This window comes from Denitrobacterium detoxificans (genome assembly GCF_001643775.1).
Classification (GTDB): domain Bacteria; phylum Actinomycetota; class Coriobacteriia; order Coriobacteriales; family Eggerthellaceae; genus Denitrobacterium; species Denitrobacterium detoxificans.
In genome coordinates, this window is record NZ_CP011402.1 from 578,692 (window position 1) to 593,560 (window position 14,869).

General features: G+C 60.9%; 13 protein-coding genes. 10 read left to right on the plus strand and 3 right to left on the minus strand.

What is annotated here, in order from left to right; all coding sequences use genetic code 11:
- The first annotated feature begins 113 nt into the window (after nt 1-113).
- From ppk1 to AAY81_RS02360, 9 genes are all read left to right on the plus strand, one after another.
- Complete coding sequence (ppk1, locus tag AAY81_RS02320; RefSeq protein ID WP_420838408.1) at nt 114-2,681, plus strand: polyphosphate kinase 1; 2,568 nt, start codon at nt 114-116, stop codon at nt 2,679-2,681.
- An 86-nt stretch (nt 2,682-2,767) separates the two neighbouring features.
- Nucleotides 2,768-4,453, plus strand: a complete 1,686-nt coding sequence (locus tag AAY81_RS10075; RefSeq protein WP_074777249.1) for a polyphosphate--AMP phosphotransferase — start codon at nt 2,768-2,770, stop codon at nt 4,451-4,453.
- A gap of 21 nt (nt 4,454-4,474) precedes the next feature.
- Nucleotides 4,475-5,347, plus strand: a complete 873-nt coding sequence (gene srtB, locus AAY81_RS02330; protein WP_169815780.1) for a class B sortase — start codon at nt 4,475-4,477, stop codon at nt 5,345-5,347.
- Complete coding sequence (gene purF / locus AAY81_RS02335) at nt 5,344-6,804, plus strand: amidophosphoribosyltransferase (RefSeq protein ID WP_066660876.1); 1,461 nt, start codon at nt 5,344-5,346, stop codon at nt 6,802-6,804. The genes srtB and purF overlap by 4 nt, the downstream gene beginning before the upstream one ends.
- 12 nt (nt 6,805-6,816) lie before the next feature.
- Complete coding sequence (gene purM / locus AAY81_RS02340) at nt 6,817-8,055, plus strand: phosphoribosylformylglycinamidine cyclo-ligase (protein ID WP_066660879.1); 1,239 nt, start codon at nt 6,817-6,819, stop codon at nt 8,053-8,055.
- Nucleotides 8,056-8,057: 2 nt separating this feature from the next.
- Nucleotides 8,058-8,678 (plus strand): phosphoribosylglycinamide formyltransferase, encoded by a 621-nt coding sequence (purN, locus tag AAY81_RS02345; RefSeq protein WP_066660882.1) that lies wholly within the window; start codon nt 8,058-8,060, stop codon nt 8,676-8,678.
- A 141-nt stretch (nt 8,679-8,819) separates the two neighbouring features.
- Nucleotides 8,820-9,803, plus strand: a complete 984-nt coding sequence (locus tag AAY81_RS02350; protein WP_066660886.1) for an XdhC family protein — start codon at nt 8,820-8,822, stop codon at nt 9,801-9,803.
- A 19-nt stretch (nt 9,804-9,822) separates the two neighbouring features.
- Nucleotides 9,823-10,410, plus strand: coding sequence for a helix-turn-helix domain-containing protein (locus AAY81_RS02355; RefSeq protein ID WP_156501477.1), 588 nt, complete (start codon nt 9,823-9,825; stop codon nt 10,408-10,410).
- Nucleotides 10,407-11,264: an IS3 family transposase gene (locus AAY81_RS02360; protein ID WP_066660717.1), complete on the plus strand. Its 858-nt coding sequence runs from the start codon at nt 10,407-10,409 to the stop codon at nt 11,262-11,264. The genes AAY81_RS02355 and AAY81_RS02360 overlap by 4 nt, the downstream gene beginning before the upstream one ends.
- 76 nt (nt 11,265-11,340) lie before the next feature.
- Here the strand turns inward: AAY81_RS02360 and AAY81_RS02365 are convergent, their stop codons facing one another.
- From AAY81_RS02365 to AAY81_RS02375, 3 genes are all read right to left on the minus strand, one after another.
- The gene (locus tag AAY81_RS02365; RefSeq protein WP_066660889.1) at nt 11,341-12,519 is read right to left on the minus strand and encodes a phosphoribosylaminoimidazolecarboxamide formyltransferase; all 1,179 of its coding nucleotides are present in this window, start codon (nt 12,517-12,519) and stop codon (nt 11,341-11,343) included.
- Between the two features lie 15 nt (nt 12,520-12,534).
- The gene (locus AAY81_RS02370) at nt 12,535-13,167 is read right to left on the minus strand and encodes an IMP cyclohydrolase (protein WP_066660892.1); all 633 of its coding nucleotides are present in this window, start codon (nt 13,165-13,167) and stop codon (nt 12,535-12,537) included.
- Between the two features lie 114 nt (nt 13,168-13,281).
- Complete coding sequence (locus tag AAY81_RS02375) at nt 13,282-14,079, minus strand: DnaJ domain-containing protein (RefSeq protein WP_066664815.1); 798 nt, start codon at nt 14,077-14,079, stop codon at nt 13,282-13,284.
- A gap of 160 nt (nt 14,080-14,239) precedes the next feature.
- On the opposite strand from AAY81_RS02375, the gene AAY81_RS02380 reads away from it, so the two are divergent.
- Nucleotides 14,240-14,770 carry a hypothetical protein gene (locus AAY81_RS02380; protein ID WP_156501478.1) on the plus strand — a complete coding sequence of 177 codons (531 nt, stop codon included), beginning with the start codon at nt 14,240-14,242 and terminating at the stop codon, nt 14,768-14,770.
- Nucleotides 14,771-14,869 lie beyond the last annotated feature (99 nt).

A 14,869-nucleotide genomic window follows, 5' to 3' on the forward strand; every position in this document is an offset into this window, starting at 1 on the left:
GGCAAAGAGCGGTAGAATTGAAACATAACGAGTGCTATAGCGTTTTGGCGAGAATGGGGCAAGCCAAGCGACACCTCACCCGCCGACTTCAATACGAGGGAGGAACGCCGATGATGGAAAAGAAAGCACATCTTTCTGGGGGGATCGACGTACCCGGGCTCATGGGTCCGGAAGCTCAGGCGCGCATGGCGGCACGCTGCCCGTACATGCAGAATCGTGAATTATCCTGGCTCACGTTCAACGAGCGCGTTCTCGACCAGGGCGCTGACGAAACGGTGCCGTTGCTCGAGCGCCTGCAGTTCGTCTCCATCTTTTGGAGCAACCTGCAGGAGTTCTTCATGGTGCGCGTGGGCAGCCTTACCGATCTGTCGCTCCTGAAAAAGGAAATTATCGACACCAAATCGAACATGACGCCTAGCGAGCAGCTCGACGCCATCTATGCGCGTTGCCACGAGCTGTATCCGCAGCAAGAGCGCATCTACAACGAGGTCCAAAGCCAGCTGGCCGAAGCTGGCGTGCGTCATCTCTCGTACGCCCAGCTCGACGACGACCAGCGTGCCTACGTCACCGATTGGCTGAAGACGAACGTCTCGCCCTTCCTAAGCCCGCAGATCATCAACGCGCGTCATCCGTTCCCGCATTTGGAGAACGGCGCGCTCTACATCGTCGTGCGCCTGGTGGAATCCACCACGAAGAAGAAGTCCGACATGACGAAGGAAGAGCGTCGCGCTCTGAAAGAGCAGCGTAAGAAGGTGAAGAACCAGGGTGCCGAAGGCGTTACGCTGGGCATCATCCCGCTTCCCGCGAAGTCCCCGCGCCTCATCAAGGTGCCGGGCGAGGGCGTGAACTACGTGCTGCTGGAAGACGCCATCGAGGCAAACGTGGCCGACGTGTTCTCCATGTACACGGTGAAGCACACCAACGTCATCTGCGTAACGCGCAATGCCGACCTTGACGCCACCGAAGGCGCCGACGAACGCGAAGAAGACTATCGCGAGCACATGAAGAAGATCCTGAAGCGCCGTGGTCGCTTGGCTCCGGTGCGCCTGGAGAGCAAGCGTAAGCTGTCTTCCACGGTGGGCGAGTTCCTCATGTCGCGTCTCGGCCTGAAGCCGCATCAGTGCTTCGTTACCAGCGTCCCGTTGAACATGGGGTTCGTGTTCGGCCTGCCGGGTATGGTCGACGACGTAACGCGGTCCCAGCTTACCAGCGTTCCGTTCACACCGTGCTGGCCGGGGCAGTTCAAGCGCTCGCGTCGCATCATCGAGCAGGTGCAGGAACGCGACGTGTTGCTCTCGTATCCGTATGAGAGCATGGATCCCTTCGTACAGCTGCTGCGCGAAGCCGCTGCCGACCCCGACGTAGTGTCCATCAAGATCACGCTGTATCGCCTGGCAAGCCAGTCGCACTTGGCGGAGGCGCTTATTTCCGCAGCGGAAGTGGGCAAGGAGGTTACGGCACTGTTCGAGCTGCGTGCCCGTTTCGACGAGAGCAACAACATCGAATGGTCGCAGCGCTTCGAGGAAGCGGGCTGCAACGTCATCTACGGCTTCCACGACTATAAGGTGCATAGCAAGATCTGCTGCATCACGCGTCAGACGGCCGACGGCCTGCAGCACATTACCCAGCTGGGCACGGGCAACTACAACGAGAAGACGGCCAAGCTCTATACCGACTTCAGCTACATTACGGTCGATCCGCGCATTGGCCGCGACGCCGTGGAGTTCTTCCGCAACATGGGCCTGGAAAACGCGTCGCGTAACTACGAAACGCTTTGGGTTGCTCCGTTGCAGATCAAGCAGAACATCATCGATGGCATCGACGAGCAGATCGAGCTCGCGCGTGCAGGGCAGAAATGCGGCTTGTTCTTCAAGACGAACTCCATCACCGATAAGCAGGTAATCGAAAAGATCGCGGAAGCCAGCCAGGCGGGCGTGCCCGTTACGCTGCTGGTGCGTGGCATTAGCTGCCTGGTCCCGCAGGTGCCCAACCTCACCGACAACGTGCGTGTGGTTTCCATCGTGGGTCGTCTGCTCGAGCATAGCCGCATCTACGGGTTCGGCCCGCGCGAGAGCATGCGCATCTACCTTTCCAGCGCCGACCTCATGACGCGCAACATGGACAAGCGCGTGGAAATCGCCTGGCCCGTGGAGGACGAGGAATGCCGCCGACGTGTGTTCGCCTTCATCGACGCCTGCATGCACGACAACATGAAGCTGCGCGAGCTGCGCGCCGACGGCACGTACACGCCGTTGCGTGCCTTCTTGGGCGAGGGCGATACGCCGTATAACGCCCATGAGGCGCTCATTCAGGCGGCTGCTGCGGAATCGAAGGCCGCTCACGAGGAAGAGCTTTCGGGCAAGACGGCGTTCGAGAAGCTCAGCATGCAAGCGCAGGAATCGCGCCGTGCGCAGGTTCGCGCGCGTCAGGCCAGCAATCTCGAGGAAATCTATCGCGAGGCGCTCAACCACGAGGTCGTCAGCGAAAACGATGCGTCGCTCGAGCCGTACGTGAAGGCTGCCGTTCAGGCGGTTTCGGCCATCGAGGGCGTTGACGCGGCAACCATGGTGCCCGCGGTTGCTGCGGCCATTGCCGCCGCCATGCCAGCGGCGCAGGCTGCCAACGATGCGGGTCAGAAGAGTCCCAAAGACGAAGAATTCGACGGGGAAGCGTCGGAATAGGCCGAACAACGAGAGGCGGGGCGCCGTTCATCACGGCGCCCCGTTAGTTTGGAGCGCATTCGCACATGCGCGGAGGGAGTGCAGGCATGCTGGATAAGATCGACTTCAACGTGGCCCCCATCACGAAGGAAGAGTACAAGCCCATTCACGACGACCTGATCAAGAAGCTCGTCGTGCTGCAGCAGGAGGCTCACAACAAGGGCATTGGCCTGGTCGTGCTGTTCGAGGGCTGGAACGGAGCAGGCAAGGGCGGTCGCATTTCCGATTTGCTGTACTATCTCGACGCGCGCGCCACGAACGTGTGCGTTACCGAAAGCTTCGACCCGAAGGAGGCCAAGCGCTTCCGCAAGAAGGGTTACGATTCCACGGGCTTCTATCCCCTCATGCAGGAGTTCTGGAAGGAGTTGGGGCCGCGTGGCAACATGACGTTTTACGACCGTGGTTGGTATGCCAAGGGGATGGAGCATCTGTCGGGTCATGCGCACGGGTCCATGCGCAATCTGGGGAAGGCGATCAGCGACGAGCAGCTGATGCGCTATGCCGAAACCACCAAGGCGTTCGAGCGCCAGCTGGTCAACGACGGCTACATCGTGGTGAAGTTTTTCCTGCATATTGGCAAGAAGACCCAGCGTCGCCGCCTGCGCGCGCTTGCCTCGAACGAGGCGACGGCCTGGCGCGTGGACGACAGCGAGCTCGAAGCCACGAAGCACTACGACGACGTCTATCAGTTCTTCGATAGGATGCTTCCGCTCACCAATTACGATTTCGCACCCTGGGTGGTGCTGAACGGGGAGGACAAGCGACGTGCGAACCTGGGCATCGTGCGCACGCTGGTGAACGCGCTCGATGAGGCGGTCCATTCCGCGCCCGATCCCGAAGCAGCCGCTGCTGCCGCGAAGGCCGCGGCGAACTCGGCGGGTGGCAATGCCCAGGCGCAGGCCGACGAACGCGAGCGCACCCCCGAGCAGCAGGCGGAAGTACGTGCTGCCAACGAAGCGCAAGCCCAGGCCCAATCGGCATTGGCTCCCGCTTCGTCGCGCTTCACCATCGTGAGCGATCATCCCACCCTGAAGGGCGTCGACTATCATCTGCGCTTGGATCCTGAACAGTATCGCACTCAGCTGAAGCAGGAGCAGAAGCGCCTGTACAACCTCGAGCTGGAAATGTACCAGAAGCGCGTGCCACTTATCCTCATGTACGAGGGGCAAGATGCTGCTGGCAAGGGCGGTTCCATCAAGCGCGTAGCGCAGGCGCTCGATGCTCGCGCGTACACGATTTTCCCCAGTCCGGCGCCCACCAAGCCCGAGCTCATGCATCCGTTCTTGTGGCGCTACTGGACGCGTCTGCCCAAGGCGGGTCATGTGGGCATTTACGACCGCAGCTGGTATGGCCGCGTGCTCGTGGAGCGCGTGGAGGGGTTCGCCTCGCCTGCGGAATGGGCGCGCGCGTACGATGAAATCAACGAATTCGAGCGTGACCTCACCAAATGGGGTGCTATCCTGCTTAAGTTCTGGGTCGAAATCGACCGCGAAGAGCAGATGAGGCGCTTCCAGGCCCGTGCCGACGATCCGAACAAGCAATGGAAGATCACCGAGGAAGATTGGCGCAATCGCGACAAGTATCCCCAGTATTGCGAGGCCGTGGAAGACATGTTCAGACTCACGTCTACCGAATTCGCCCCGTGGATCATCCTGGAGAGCAATGACAAGCGTTACGCCCGCGTGAAGGCGCTGCGCATCATTAATGATGCGCTCGAAGCGCGTCTGCACTAAGCCGTGGTCGGGAGGTTCGAAGTGAGTGAGCAGGTAAACGAGGACAATCAGAGCAAGAAGCGCAAGCGCGCTATCTGGCGCGTTGTGTTCTGGATTGCGCTCGTCGTGTTCGTGGTGGCGGCTGGCGCGCTTGCCTACATCATGTGGGGCTACTGGTCGGCCAGCAAGACGTACGACGACATCGCGTCGAACGCGTTCAAGGCCGAAAGTCAGGACGTCTCGGAGCTTTCGAAGCTTACCGTCGATTGGGATTACCTGCGCTCGGTGAACCCCGATGTCGTGGCGTGGGTCTACATTCCCGATACCGAAGTGAACTATCCCGTGGTGCAGGGTAGCGACAACGAAGAGTACCTGCACAAGGACTTTGGCGAGGGCGAGGGCTTTGCTGCGCGTGGCGGCACGATCTTCCTGGATGTGGCCGACAAGAACGATATGTCCAGCCAGAACAACGTGCTCTACGGGCATCACATGCGCGATGGCTCGATGTTCGCCGTGCTTTCCGATAGCTATATCGACCAGGACTTTTTCGATGCGCATCGCACCATCTACGTGCTTACGCCCACCAGGAACTACAAGTGCAGCGCCTTCTCGCTCGTGCTCACCGATGGGTGGGATGCCATCGTGGAAACCGACTTCACCACGGCTGATGGATGCGCCCAGTACGTGCAGGACAAGATAGAGCGAAGCGTGGTCGAGCCCACGGGTGGCTTCCCCAGTGCCACCAGCGTTACGAAACTATTCTCGTTTTCCACGTGTGACTACCAGGAAACCAATGGTCGTGCTGTATTGTTTTCGCAAGTAGTCGAAACTGCCGTTCCAAATGCGGATAATAGCGGTAGTGAAACCAATCAAGACGCAGCGGTCATACAGAACGCTGCGAAGGAGGGTGCATGAGTATAAGCGTCATGCCGGGCGAGCGTCCGGACAGGCTCGAGGAGGCCTGCGCGGTTTTCGGTGTGTTTGCCCCCGGTGAAGACGTAGCACGTCTTACTTGCTTTGGCCTGCAGGCCCTGCAGCATCGTGGCCAGGAAAGCGCTGGCATCGCGGTGGGCGATGGCGAAACGGTCATGGTGTACAAAGATCTTGGCCTAGTCACTCAGGTGTTCAATGAAAATGCCCTGTCGGCGTTGCGTGGAAACGTGGCCGTGGGGCATTGTCGTTATGCCACGGCGGGTGGCGGTGGTTGGGAGTGCTCTCAGCCCCATATCTCCGCCATCGATGACGTGCTCATCGCGCTGGCCCACAATGGCACGCTCGTGAACACGGGCGCCGTGCGCGCTCGTCTGGTGGGCGACGGCGTCGACCTTCGCTCCAACACCGACAGCGAGGTTGCAGCAAAGGTCATCGGCCAGGAAACGAAGCGCACGCACCATCTGCGCGACGGCATTCGCTCCATGATGCAGATCCTGGAAGGCGCATACGCCATGGTGGTGGCAACGCCCGTGTCGCTGTATGCCTTCCGCGATCCGAACGGCATTCGCCCGCTGTGCATTGGCAAGCTTGCCAATGGCGGTTGGGTCGTCGCCAGCGAAACGTGTGGCCTCGACATCGTGGGCGCCGAATACGTGCGCGACGTAGAGCCGGGCGAAATCGTTCGCTTCTCCGCCGATGGCATGCATAGCGAGCAGGGCGTTCCTGCTGGCAAGCGCGCCTCGTGCATCTTCGAATACGTATACTTCGCACGCCCCGACAGCGTTCTCGACGGCCAGGGCGTATACCAGTCGCGTCGTGACATGGGCCGCATTTTGGCCCAGGAAGCTCCTGTCGATGCCGACTTGGTCATGGGCGTTCCCGACTCGGGCCTTCCCGCTGCCAGCGGATATGCTGCGGAAAGCGGCATCCCTTACGCCGACGGCATCGTGAAGAACCGCTACGTGGGCAGGTCGTTCATTCAGCCTACCCAGGCCATGCGCCAGAATGCCATTCGCATCAAGCTCAATCCGCTGCCCAGCGTCATTGCCGGCAAGCGCCTTATCGTCATCGATGATAGCATCGTGCGCGGCAACACCAGCAAGAAGCTCGTGGCTATGCTCAAGGAAGCCGGGGCCGCCGAGGTTCATTTGCGCATTGTGTCGCCCGAGGTCATGTGGCCTTGCTTCTATGGCATCGATACCGACACGCAAGACCAGCTCATCGCCGCAAATATGACGAACGAGCAGATGTGCGAGTTCATCGGCTGCGACTCCCTGGCGTTCATTTCGCTTCAGGGTCTGCATAGCGCCATTCATGCGAACCACCCTGGGTTCTGTGATGCCTGCTTCTCGGGCGACTACGTCACCGACATCCCCGCGCCCCTTCAGGAGAAGGGCTTTTTCGAGAAAAATCGCCGCAAGTTCAGTTCTATCAGTTAGGAGCTTACACGTATGACGGAACGAATCACCGTGAGCGCCGCCCACGCCGATGATGCCCCCGCAATGCCCAGCTGGGTTGCCGAAGACACGGTCACGTACGCTCAGGCGGGCGTCGATACGGCCGAGGGCGCTCGTGCGGTCGACGCCATCAAGGAAGCCGTGCATGGCACCTATCGCCCTGAAGTCGTGGGCGACATTGGTGGCTTCGGCGGCCTGTTCTCCATTGCCGCGGCGAAGGACATGGAAGACCCCCTGCTGGTTTCCGGCACCGACGGCGTAGGCACGAAGCTCCAGGTGGCGAAGCTGGCCGAAAAACATGATACGGTGGGTATCGACCTGGTGGCCATGTGCGTGAACGATATTCTTGCCACGGGTGCGGAACCCCTGTTCTTCCTGGACTACATCGCCATTGGCAAGCTGAAGAGCGAAGCCGTAGCCGAAGTGGTTAGCGGTATTGCCGAAGGCTGCAAGCAGGCCGGATGCGCCCTTATTGGCGGCGAGATGGCTGAGCATCCGGGCGTTATGGATCCCGATGAATACGACCTTTCCGGCTTCTGCGTTGGCGTGGTCGATCGCCCGAAGATGCTCGACCCCGAGCACGTAAAGGTGGGCGATGTGCTGCTGGGCCTTGCTTCCAGCGGTCTGCACTCCAACGGCTATTCGCTGGCCCGCAAGGTCTGCATCGAAGGCCGCACGCACTACGAGGTGCGTCTGCCGCGCCCCAGCCTGGGCGGCAAGAGCGTGCAGGATGCCATGCTTGCCCCCACGCGCATCTACGTGAAGCAGGTTCGCGCTGCCGTGGAGGCAAATCCCGGCGCCGTGCATGCGCTGGCCCACATTACGGGTGGCGGCATCACCGAGAACCTGAATCGTGCTCTTCCCGGCAACGTTGATGCTCTGGTGAAGGTGGGCACGTGGGATATGGAGCCTATCATCCCGTTCGTGTGCCGTGCCGCGAAGCTCGACGAGACCGAAGCGCTCAAGACGTTCAACATGGGTCTGGGCATGGTGCTCATCGTCGAGGCCGACCAGGCCGACGCCGTGAAGGCGTCGCTGGAAGCTGCCGGCGAGCGCGTCTTCCGCGTGGGCGAAATCGTGGAAGGTACGGGCGTCGTGCAGTACGAAAACAAGGAAGCCCTGTTCCCCGAGCTGCCTTCCGATGAAGAGCAGCCCTCCGTGCCGGGCGCGCCTTCCCCCGAAGAGCGCACGAGCCAGCGCGATACGTTCTACGAAGAGGAAGATGGGGAATAGCCATGGCCGAGCCCCTGAAGATTGGCGTTCTCATTAGCGGAAGCGGCACGAATCTGCAGGCGATCATCGACGAGATTGCCGCTGGCCGCCTGAACGTGCAGGTCGTGAAGGTTATTTCCTCGCGTCCCGATGCGTATGGCCTGAAGCGTGCCGCCGAGGCCGGCATTCCCACGGTGTCGCTGAATCGCGATGTGTACGCCGACCGTGCTGTCGCCGATTCGCTCATCGTTTCGGAATTCCGCAACGCAGGGGCCGAATACGTGGTCATGGCTGGCTACATGCGTATGCTTGGCCCCATCGTGCTCGACGCGTTCCCCGACCGCGTGCTGAACCTGCATCCCGCATTGCTGCCCAGCTTCAAGGGCGCGCATGCCATCCAGGATGCGTTCGACGCGGGCGTGAAGGTTACGGGCGTTACGGTTCATTTCGCGAATGCGGAATACGACAAGGGCCCCATCATCGCTCAGCGCGCCGTTCCCGTGCGTGAAGACGATACGGTCGACACTTTGGAAGAGCGCATTCACGAAGTGGAGCATGAGCTGTATCCCTGGGTGCTTGCGCATCTGGCCGCAGGCGATATTACGGTTGCCGAAGACCGTAAGGTGCATATCGCGAACGCGTAGGCGCTTCGCTTCTCGCATCGCTTCGGGCGGTGGGGCATGGCCATTCGGCTACGCCCTGCCGCCTTTTTCTTTTCTTGCTTGACGTGGCGTCGGGAATGTCTATCCTTCAACAGGAATAGTAATTCTGCGAGGAGGTACGTTATGCGTGAAGAGGCGTTGCTGCAGATTATCAAAGCGTTGCAAGCGGGCAGGGTGCCGCAGCTTGGCGTGGAGGATTTCCCGTGCTTTGGCGCGCAGGCTACTCAGGGCAATCCGCACATTGCGCCGCAAACTGCCCAGGACATTGCCCAGGGGCTTACCGCGGCCGACATCCCCACGTTCGAGCGCGCGCTTGCCGCCATGCGTGAGGGCGAGCTTGCCTGGCTTGGCTTCAAGGTGGTCTACGACGGCGCTGCTGCTCAGGCGAATACCGACAACAACGTGACGAAGAAGTACGGCGAGCTGGGCTCTGCCACGGCGCAGGGCGGCGTATTCTTCTGCAGCGATGCGAAGGAGATTGTGGCTTCGTGGGAATACTCCCCGCGCGATACCTTCCAGATGAAGGACGTCACGCGTGGCCCTTCCATGCATACCGAGCAGTTCGAGGGGCTTACCTGGTGTTCCGTGCCTCTTTTTGGCAGCGTCCGCGTGTGGCTGCTGGGTGCCAGTGACGTGGCCTCTGAAGTGGCTGCGCTTGCCGACCATGTGGGTTTCCAGGTTACGGTCGTCGACGACGATGCCGCTTACCTGAACGAGGAGCGTTTTCCGCTTGCCGAGCGCATCCTGGTTGGCGACTTCAGCGAGCTCGATGGCATCGATGCTGCGCCCACCGATTACGTGTGCGTGCTCACGCGCGGCCATATGCATGACCCCGAGGGCTGTCTGTGGGCTACGCGCCACAATGCGCACTATGTGGGCATGATGGGCTGTGCTGGCAAGAACAACACCGTGTATGAGCTGTGCGTTCAGAACGGCATGACCGATGCCCAGTGGGAGAGCGTCAAGCGCCCCATCGGCCTGAAATTCGGTGCGAAGACCCCGGCCGAGCTGGCCATCGCCATCGTGGCAGAGCTCGTGGACGTGCGCTATCGCGAGCGCTACAGCGAAGAGGCACGCAATAAGCACGAGGCGAGCCTGGGCCGCTAGGCAGGGCATTTATGCGTGCATGAAAAAGGCCGCTCCGAATGAACTGCACCCCCGAATTTGGACTAGGAAAAGAAAGTCCGAGTTCGGGAGGTGCAGTTTCGTTTTGAAGAGATACAGCCTGGAGACGAGAGCAAGGGCGGTCGAGCTCATCGACCGAGGATATGGCAAGGGGTCGCTCTCGACAGCGCTTGCCATACCGATAAGCATTGCGGAAAAATGGACCCACACGTACAGGGCGGTAGGCAAGGAGGCGTTTCTGGGCATGGGGTCCAAGCACAGGCGTTACGACTACGAGACGAAGCTCGCCGCCGCGCGCGACTTCGTCGACCTCGGCATGACCAGGCAGGAGGTCATGTCCAAGCACGGAATCGCGAACCTGACGCAGCTGAAGAATTGGGCGAAGGCCTACCGCGAGGGCGGTCCGGAGGCCCTGAGGCCCAAGCCGAAGGGGCGGCCGCGGAAAGACGGGGGTGACCCTCCGGAACCAAGGAGCCGCGAACAGGAGCTGGAGGCGGAGAACCGCAGGCTAAGGGCCGAGGTGGCGTACCTAAAAAAACTGCGTGCCCTGGAAGCGGCAAAGCGAGCGCCTGGGAGAAATGCCAGGTGATCAGGGAGCTTTCGGGGCAGGGGCACGCGCTTGCGGACCTACTGGCCGTGTCGGGCGTTCCAGCATCGACTTACCACTACAACAAGTCGAAGCCGGCCAAGGCGCCGACCAGGCCGGAGCTTTGGGGCAAGGCGATCGAGATCTTCTCGCGCTCGCCAAACGGCTGCGGCCATCGCCAGATAGCCATGTGCCTGCGCGCCGAGGAAGGGGCGACGATCGCCGACAAGACCGTGCTCAAGATGATGCACGAGATAGGAATAAGCTGCGGCATACGCCGGGAGACGGACTACCACAAGTACAATTCCTACAAGGGCGTGGTCGGCAAGACCTTCGAGAACGTGCTGGGGCGCGACTTCGAGGCAGATGGGCCGTGGCAGAAGCTTGGCACCGACGTCACCGAGTTCAAGCAGGAATGGGGCAAGGCGTACTTCGCGCCCGTCTACGACTTCGGCAGCAAGGAGATCGCGGCGTGGTCCATATCCCAGCACCCGGACATGTCGCAGCAGAAGGAGATGCTCGACATGCTCATCCCGAAGATTCCGGACGGTGCTCACCCGGTCATGCAGTCGGACATGGGCTGGCAGTACCAGCACATAGGGTATTGCGGAAGGCTCGAGGAGGCAGGCATCGTGCAGAGCATGTCACGTAAGGGCAACTGCATCGACAACGGCGCGACCGAGCAGGTGTTCGGCCATTTGAAAGACGAGTTCTTCCGAGGCAGAAAGTTCCCCGACTTCGAGACGTTCAAGAGGGAGCTTGAGGGATACATCGAGTACTGGAACACGCAGAGGAGGCAAGTTAAACTAAAGGGACTGACCCCGGAGGAGTTCCGGAGCCAGTCCCAAGCCGCCTAGGTTCTTATTTATCGCGTCCAAGTTTTGGGGCGCAGTTCAGAAGAGCGGCCTTTCTGTTGCGCTTGGGCGCTTGATCCTAGTGGTGGAACAGGCGCATGCCGGTGAAGCACATGACCATGTCGTACTTATCGGCCGTTTCGATGACATTGTCGTCGCGGATGGAGCCACCGGGCTCGGCCACGTAGCGCACGCCGCTCTTGCGAGCGCGCTCGATGTTGTCGCCGAAGGGGAAGAAGGCGTCGCTGCCTACGCTCACACCGTCGAGCTTGGCAATCCATTCGGCCTTTTCCTCGGCGGTGAGCACTTCGGGCTTCACCTTGAACGTTTGCTGCCAGGTGCCTTCGGCCAGCACGTCCATGTATTCATCGGACGTGTACACGTCGATGGCGTTGTCGCGCGCGGGGCGCTTGATGCCGTCGACGAACTGCAGGCCCAGTACCTTCGGATGCTGGCGCATCCACCAGTTGTTGGCCTTGTCGCCTGCCAGGCGCGTGCAGTGGATGCGGCTCTGTTGGCCAGCGCCCACGCCAATGGTCATGCCGTCCTTCACGTAGCACACCGAATTGCTCTGGGTGTACTTCAGCGTGATGAGCGACAGGATGAGGTCGTTCTTGGCCTCGCGGGAGAGGTCCTTGTTCTTCGTGACGATGTTGTCGAGCAGTTCGTCATTGATCTCGAAGAAGTTGTGTCCCTGCTCGAACGTGATGCCGAATACGTCCTTGTATTCCTGGGTGGCGGGCACGTACGCGGGGTCGATCTTCACGACGTTGTAGCTGCCCTTGCGCTTGGTGCGCAGGATTTCCAGTGCTTCGGGCGTGAAGTCGGGGGCGATGATGCCGTCGGAGACCTCGCCCTTCAGGAAGGCGGCCGTGGCGGCGTCGCACGTGGTGCTCAGCGCGGCCCAGTCGCCGTACGAGCACAGGCGGTCGGCACCGCGAGCGCGGATGTATGCGCAGGCGGCGGGGGTGAGCTCGGCATCTTCGTCTACGAAGTAGATCTTCTTCTCCAGGTCGGTGAGCTCGGTGCCCAGCGCCACGCCGGCGGGGGAGACGTGCTTGAAGCTAGCCGCGGCGGGCAGCCCCGTGGCATCGGAAAGCTCCTTCACGAGCTGCCAGGAGTTCAGCGCGTCCAGGAAGTTAATGTAGCCGGGGCGGCCGTTCAGCAGCTCGATGGGCAGGTCGCTGCCGTCGCGCATGAAGATGCGCGCGGGCTTCTGGTTCGGATTGCAACCGTATTTGAGTTCGCATTCCTGCATGACGTGTTCCTTCCCTTAGTCGCCCAGGTTCTTGTTGAAGATGGTCACGTCGCCGTGCACGTTGGCGTACAGCGATACCTTGTTGTCGGCGTTCAGCGCGTTCCACACCTCTTCGGGGGTGGACAGGTCGACCTCGATGGGCTCGCCGGCGAACGTGGGCAGCGGGTTGCCGTCGCCCTGGTAGGTGCTGATGAAGTAGCCCTTGCCTTCGCTGGCGCCTTCGTAGGCGAAGAACTCGCGCAGGCAACGGCCGCTCTTGTGCTTCAGGATGGACATCTCGAAGGTGCCGTTGTCGTACATGATGGCGGAGATGCGCGGCGTGTAATTCGGCTCGTCGGGCTCGTACTCGCGCGTGGCCAGTGCGGCGCGGAAGTCGCCGGCATTGGCGATGGTGTCGGTCTGGTCGCCGTTGGTAACGACGAGCGCACCGTCAATCTTGCGGACGGGGTGGTAGATGATCAGGCTGGGGTCGGTGAGCTTCGCCGGGTCGTGCGCTTCGGTGCGGATGCCGTCTTCGGTGACGGTGAAAACTCGGTTACGCGAGTTCTCGCTGCGTCCCATGATGAAGTAGTAGACGACGTCGTTGCCGACGACGATGCCGCGCCCCGGATAAGGGTTGCTCTTCAGGAGTTCGGTCAAAGATGCCATAGCTGCCTTCCGTCCGTGTGTGGGCTGATTGCAGCAAGTATAGCCCGAGCGTGATGCCGCACGCGCCCGTGTGGGCGCGTATGCGGAAAAACGCCACTCTGCGTGCTCGAATGGCTAGCGGGCGACCTTTGCCTTTTCCTTGGCGGTGCGCCAGGTTTCGATGAGGCGGCGCATCGAGCCGATGTCGTAGGCCACGGCTATGCCGAAGAATACCAGCAGGCCCATGCCGATGCTGGCGCCCAAACCGGGCATGAGGAACATGATGAGCGGCCCGAAGAAGATGATGAACGGGATGAGCAGAATGCTCGAGCAGCCGCGCACTTCGCGTCCTATGGCGAACAGTATCGTGGCGATGAGGTAGACGAACATGCCCGTGGCCAGGCCGCCCATGGCGGCGCAGAGCCCTAGGATGCCAGCCTTCACGGCAAGCAGGATGCCCGAGCGCTTCAGGTCTTCCTTTGCCTCGGCGGCTTCCTCGGCGGCCGTCTTCGTGGGACGTTGCGTGAACGTGCTGGTGAAGTCCACGAAGTCGAACGGGTCGCCGGCCTGCCCATTGCGGTTGGCGCCAATGTTGTCCCAGCTGGTCCAAACGTACGTGAATGGCTGTCCCGCGAAGGGATTCTGGCCTGCGAACGGGTTTTGCTGTGTGCCCTGCGCGCCTCCGTAGGGGTGCTGATAGGTGCCCGCGTAGCCAGCGCGGGGGCCGTATTCCGGGTCCCACTTTCGAGACAGAAGCACGTCGCGCGCTTCGTTGATGCGCTTGGTGGCGTCTTCGGCCGACTTCTTCTTTTCGGGGTCGGTGAACTTGTCGGGGTGGTTTTCCCTGATCTTCTGTCGATGGGCCTGCTTGACCTCATCGTCGCTGGCTCCGTCGCGGAGCCCCAGTATGTTCAGTGCTTCGGATTTTTTCATGCTAGACACCATACGAGCCGATTTGCCTGTTTGCCTCGTGGTTCGTGATGTGTCAACGGGGCGTAACCGTTCCGATAGTATATCGGGTCTGTCAATGGTGATTATTACGAAACGATGAATGATGTGTGATGTCAAAGCGCGGGTGGGCTATCCTGATGCAATGCTAAAGAGTACGCAAGCTGAATGGACGGTTATGCCAGAGGAAATGAAGCAGGGGAATCAAAGCGAGGGACAATTGGAATCGCAGTCGCAGGACGCAGCCGCTGCGTTTAGCGCGAACGATGCGCAGGAGCAGCCCGTCGAGTCCCCTTCGGCTTCTACCGGCGCGCCCGAGCCCCCAGCCGATTGGCGTGCCGAAAACCAGCCGGCCCCAGGGGCGTTCACCGATGAATTCCGCCTTGGCAACGACGAGCCCGTGTCGCTGAGCCCCGTTATGAAGGCCGCCTGCCTGGGTCTGGGCATATTCCTGGGCATTTTTAGCTTCATCATCCTGTTCATGGTGGGGTCGAATCGCTACGTCCGCTTGCAGGTCGTGCGCTATTGCGTCATCGGCATGGTCGTTGGTTTCTTCATCGACCTCATTCTGCTGTATAGCATGGGTTCCGTTACCGATGTTTCCTCGTTGTACGCTTCGCTCGGCTTTGGCGGTGCGTCTGCGGGTGGCTCTTCGTCGGGCAGTAGCGTGTTCTAGTGGAATTCGCCGTTCGCTTTCAGGCGGATGGTAGAATGCCAAACGACAATCTGTGAGATAACGACCGTCTGCTGCAGACGGCGCGCAGCGTGCATCCGC

Excerpts from the sequence above, each read along its gene's own strand:
- ppk1 (WP_420838408.1), top strand. The coding sequence starts at position 114 with ATGGAAAAGAAAGCACATCTTTCTGGGGGGATCGACGTACCCGGGCTC.
- AAY81_RS10075 (WP_074777249.1), top strand. The coding sequence starts at position 2,768 with ATGCTGGATAAGATCGACTTCAACGTGGCCCCCATCACGAAGGAAGAG.
- purF (WP_066660876.1), top strand. The coding sequence starts at position 5,344 with ATGAGTATAAGCGTCATGCCGGGCGAGCGTCCGGACAGGCTCGAGGAG.
- purM (WP_066660879.1), top strand. The coding sequence starts at position 6,817 with ATGACGGAACGAATCACCGTGAGCGCCGCCCACGCCGATGATGCCCCC.
- purN (WP_066660882.1), top strand. The coding sequence starts at position 8,058 with ATGGCCGAGCCCCTGAAGATTGGCGTTCTCATTAGCGGAAGCGGCACG.
- AAY81_RS02350 (WP_066660886.1), top strand. The coding sequence starts at position 8,820 with ATGCGTGAAGAGGCGTTGCTGCAGATTATCAAAGCGTTGCAAGCGGGC.
- AAY81_RS02355 (WP_156501477.1), top strand. The coding sequence starts at position 9,823 with ATGAAAAAGGCCGCTCCGAATGAACTGCACCCCCGAATTTGGACTAGG.
- AAY81_RS02365 (WP_066660889.1), bottom strand. The coding sequence starts at position 12,519 with ATGCAGGAATGCGAACTCAAATACGGTTGCAATCCGAACCAGAAGCCC.
- AAY81_RS02370 (WP_066660892.1), bottom strand. The coding sequence starts at position 13,167 with ATGGCATCTTTGACCGAACTCCTGAAGAGCAACCCTTATCCGGGGCGC.
- AAY81_RS02375 (WP_066664815.1), bottom strand. The coding sequence starts at position 14,079 with ATGAAAAAATCCGAAGCACTGAACATACTGGGGCTCCGCGACGGAGCC.
- AAY81_RS02380 (WP_156501478.1), top strand. The coding sequence starts at position 14,240 with ATGCTAAAGAGTACGCAAGCTGAATGGACGGTTATGCCAGAGGAAATG.